Genomic DNA, 3881 nt, shown 5'->3' on the forward strand with positions numbered 1-3881 from the left:
TCGATCGTCACCGGCATCCAGCCCCCCGATGAGCAAATGGCCGCCATCCTGCCCAGCCACCACGGCTATTGCTTCGTCGATTGCGCCGCCGCCGCCCCCTATGTCCCCATCGACATGCACCCCGCCGATCCGCAGCAGCGCCTGGACGCGATTTTTTTCTCGCCGCATAAGTTCCTGGGCGGCCCCGGCTCTTCCGGGGTGATGGTGCTCAACAAGCAGCTCTACCACAACCGCATCCCCGACCAGCCCGGCGGCGGCACCGTGCTGTGGACCAATCCCTGGGGCGAGCAGCATTACTACGAGGACATCGAGGTGCGCGAGGATGGAGGCACGCCCGGGTTCCTGCAGGCCATCCGCGCCGCCCTGGCCGTGCTGCTCAAGGAACACATGGGCAGCGAGCATATCCTTGCCCGCGAGGAAGAATTGAAAAAATTCTTCCTGGAAAAACTGCTGCGCCATCCCCAGATCGAGGTTCTCGAAGCCGGACAGCCGCACCGCCTGGGCATCATCTCCTTCTATTCGCTCCATCGCCACCACAACCTGATCGTGCAGCTGCTCAACGACCGCTTCGGCATCCAGAGTCGCGGCGGCTGCTCGTGCGCCGGCACCTACGGCCACATCCTGCTCCATGTCGAGCGCGAGCACTCGCGGCACATCACCGACATGATCAACCACGGCGACCTGTCGGATAAGCCAGGCTGGGTGCGCATCTCGCTCCATCCGACCCTGACCGAGGCGGAGGTCAGCGCCATCGCCGCGGCGGTGCACGCCGTTTTGGACAACTATGAGCGCTGGCAGCAGGACTACGTCTTCGAGCCGGCAACCGGCGAGTTCCACCACCGCACCTGGAAGAAGCCGGTTACCGATCTGCGCAGCGATTTCAGGCCGGTGTGAAGGGCGACACTCTAGGACTCGGTTTACGGCTAACGGTATACGGTAGACGGCAAGAGATTCGGGAAAAAATATAATTATTTAATAGAAGGCTATTTTCTTCCACCGTGTACCGTACGCCGTCAACCGTACGCCAAGCTCTACATGAATCTTTCGAACCTTTCCTTCTTCGCCTTGCAAATAGGACAGATATCGGGCGGTTCGCCGCGAGCGCACAGATAGCCGCAAACCTTGCAGCGCCAGACGGGCTGCGAGAGCTTGCCCAGCGGCGCACCAGCGGATATCTCGGCCTTGGCAGCGCGGCGCTGGCTTGCCGGCGGACGGCGTTCGGGAATGGAAGCGGCCTGTTTTCTGCCTTCGCTGACCTCCGGGCCGACGTACAGGGCGCAGAAACAGGCGCCGAACTCGTTCAGGTCGGCGTCGCGATAGTCGCAGGGGCAGATGATGTCCAGGTCAGCGGCCTTTTCGCCCGCCGCCAGCCGGCACGGGCAGGCGGCGTAGCCGTAGCGCTGCTGGTTGACCAGCAGGCCTCCGACCAGCTCGCGGACGAATTTACGGTCGTTGTTCAGGTGATAGCCCGACGCCTCTGCTTCGCGCTGCAGTTTTTGCAGCAGCGCATCGACAGCTGCATCGCTGATCTCTATTTCCTTTTTCATAACTTGACAGCCGCCTTGATCTTTTCTTCATCATAACCCAGGACGCAGTTGGCCTCATTGAATACCAGGGTGGGAAAAGACTCGTTAGGATTCCAGCGCCGCACCTCGGCCATGGCCCGCTCCCGCTCCTCGTCATTCAGCAGGTCGACATACACATAATCGTAGGCGACTCCCAGGTCGTCAAGCAGCCGCCGCGTTTTCTTGCACCAGACGCAGGTACTGAGCCCGTAGAAGACGATCCGGCCGCAATCCTTGCCAGCCACATGGGTGAAAGGTTTCATGGTTTCCCTCCTGCCGAGGTTTGCAAAATTATAGTCCACCATCGATGCCAAAGTCAAACAAGGTGCGCTGCCAGATATCGGTTTACGGCATACGGTGTACGGTATACGGTATAAGAAAATCGTCCAGGTTGCCGTAGCCGCGGCCGCGGCCGGCCACGACGCGGTCCGCCAGCTTGGCGCCGATGCCCTTGACCGCCAGCAGGCCGCAGCGGATGGCCTTTTCCCCGGCGGGGGCGAAGCCCAGGCCGCTGCCGTTGACGTCGGGGGGCAGGATGGCCAGCCCCGAGCGCTTGGCCTCCTCGATGTACACCGGCAGCGGGTAATAGCCGCCGTTGGCGTTGAGCAGGCGGCAGAAGAAGTCGAGCGGCTGCCGGGCCTTCAGCCAGGCCGAAAGATAGGCCGCGTAGGCGTAGGCCAGGCTGTGGGCCTGGCAGAAGGCGTACAAAGAAAAATCCAGGGCCAGCTTCCAGAACAATTCGAGCTCGCCCGGGCTCCAGCCGTTTTTCAGGCCGCACGCGAAAAAATCGGCCCGCCGCGCTTCGCCTTTTTTCTTTTTAAGCTCCTTGCGCGCCATCTCCGCCTGCTCCAGGCTCCAGCCGCTGACCTGGTGCAGCAGCATGGTGATCTGCTCCTCGAAGATCAGGGCACCGCGGCTGTCGGGGAAAAGCCGCCCCAGCAGCGGATGGCAGGGCCGCTGCTGCTCCAGGTAGGCCTTTTTCATGCCCGAACGGGCCGGCCCGGGGCGGATGATGGCCACGGCGATGGCCAGTTCCGTCAGGCTGGCCGGGCGGGCCTGCAGCAGGTTCTCCCTGGAGAGCGGGCTCTCGAGCTGGAAGCAGCCCACGGTGCGCGCCTGCTGGATCAACCGCCAGACAACGGCGTCGTCGGGGTCCGCGCCTCCGCCCAGCCCCAGCGGGGCGATGACCTCGAAGCCGCGTACCCCCAGCAGGTCGAGCTTGAAGATGCGCAGGCGTTCGACCGTGTCCTTGTCCCACACCAGCTGCGGAAAATCCTCGGGCGAGCGGGTCAGGGGCAGCGAGCGGTCGATGGCCTGGCTCGAGAAGACCACGCCGCCCACGTGCAGCGAAAGCTCCCGGAAAACCCCGTCCAGCAGAGCGGCGGCCCGGTAGATGCGCGCCAGGCCGGCTGCGGCCGTCCCATTGGGGGACTGGGCACCCTTGCCTTTTTCGGCCAGTCCCACAGGGGGACGGCCGTAAGCGGCCAGTTCGCCCGGCTCGGCGAACATGGGGAGCGGCTTGGTCAGGGCGTGGGCCTCGTCGGGGTTCAGGCCGAAGGCGCGGGCCGTTTCGTAGAGGGCCGAGCGGGCGCCGAAAAACTTGTGGCTCGAGACAAAGGCCGCCCGGCCGCGGTAGCATTCGAACAGCCAGCCGAAAACCTCCTGGCGCCGCGACGAATCGATGTCGATGTCGATGTCGGGCAGGTCGGGGCGCAGGCTGTTGACGAAACGCTCGAACAGCAGGCCGTGCTCCAGCGGGTTGACCCGCGACATGCCCAGCAGAAAAAGGACGAAGGAGGAGGCGCCCGAGCCGCGCAGGTTGAAAAATATTTTCCGTTGCCGGCAGAAATCGGCGATTTTTCCGGCGATGAGAAAATAAGCGGCGGCTCCGGTGGCGCGGATCACCTGGAGCTCCTGTTGGGCCCGCTCGCGCTCGGCCGGCCCGGCGCGGCGCCGCTCCAGTTTTTTGCGCACCAGGATTTCCAGGTCGTTGCCGCCGTCGGGGAACAGCGCCTCGAGACCGGCGAAGGCGAAGCCGACCCGCTCGGCCAGGCCGAACGTGCCGGCCAGGGCCCGGCGCCCGGCCTCGCCCCAGCGCCTCGTGATAGCCTCGGCCGGGATCAGCCCGTCCAGCCCGGCGTCCTTTCCGAGCGTTTCGGGCAGGGGCAGGTGCTGGAAGACCGCCCGGGCCACGGCGTACTTCTGGGCGTTGCCGGTCCAGCGCAGCGCCTGGGCCCAGACCAGGGGAATTTTGAACCTGGCGCTCCAGGCGCGCAGCCATTGGCCGCTCCCCCATTCCAGGCCCAGGTAAAAATT

The 3881-nt window shown here is 64.4% G+C and carries 4 protein-coding genes; 1 reads left to right on the forward strand and 3 read right to left on the reverse strand.

All coding sequences use genetic code 11. From position 1 onward, the window contains the following. The coding region (locus tag NTW95_05935; protein MCX6556958.1) for an aminotransferase class V-fold PLP-dependent enzyme at nucleotides 1-894 on the forward strand (894 nt) is incomplete at its 5' end. Nucleotides 895-1031: 137 nt separating this feature from the next. On the opposite strand, the gene NTW95_05940 is transcribed toward NTW95_05935, so the two are convergent. The 3 genes from NTW95_05940 to NTW95_05950 form a co-directional block, all read right to left on the reverse strand. Beyond that, entirely contained in the window at nucleotides 1032-1547 is a 516-nt protein-coding gene (locus tag NTW95_05940) for a ferredoxin:glutaredoxin reductase (protein ID MCX6556959.1), read from the reverse strand. Then, nucleotides 1544-1828 (reverse strand): glutaredoxin family protein, encoded by a 285-nt coding sequence (locus NTW95_05945; protein MCX6556960.1) that lies wholly within the window; start codon nucleotides 1826-1828, stop codon nucleotides 1544-1546. Before NTW95_05945 ends, NTW95_05940 begins: the two co-directional genes overlap by 4 nt. Before the next feature lie 82 nt (nucleotides 1829-1910). After that, nucleotides 1911-3881: hypothetical protein (locus NTW95_05950; GenBank protein MCX6556961.1), on the reverse strand; the 1971-nt coding region annotated here is incomplete at its 5' end.

Source organism: Candidatus Aminicenantes bacterium, assembly GCA_026393795.1.
Taxonomy (GTDB): domain Bacteria; phylum Acidobacteriota; class Aminicenantia; order UBA2199; family UBA2199; genus UBA2199.

Bases quoted from the DNA above. Each gene is read 5' to 3' on its own strand.
- NTW95_05945 (MCX6556960.1), bottom strand. From the start codon at position 1,828: ATGAAACCTTTCACCCATGTGGCTGGCAAGGATTGCGGCCGGATCGTC.
- NTW95_05940 (MCX6556959.1), bottom strand. From the start codon at position 1,547: ATGAAAAAGGAAATAGAGATCAGCGATGCAGCTGTCGATGCGCTGCTG.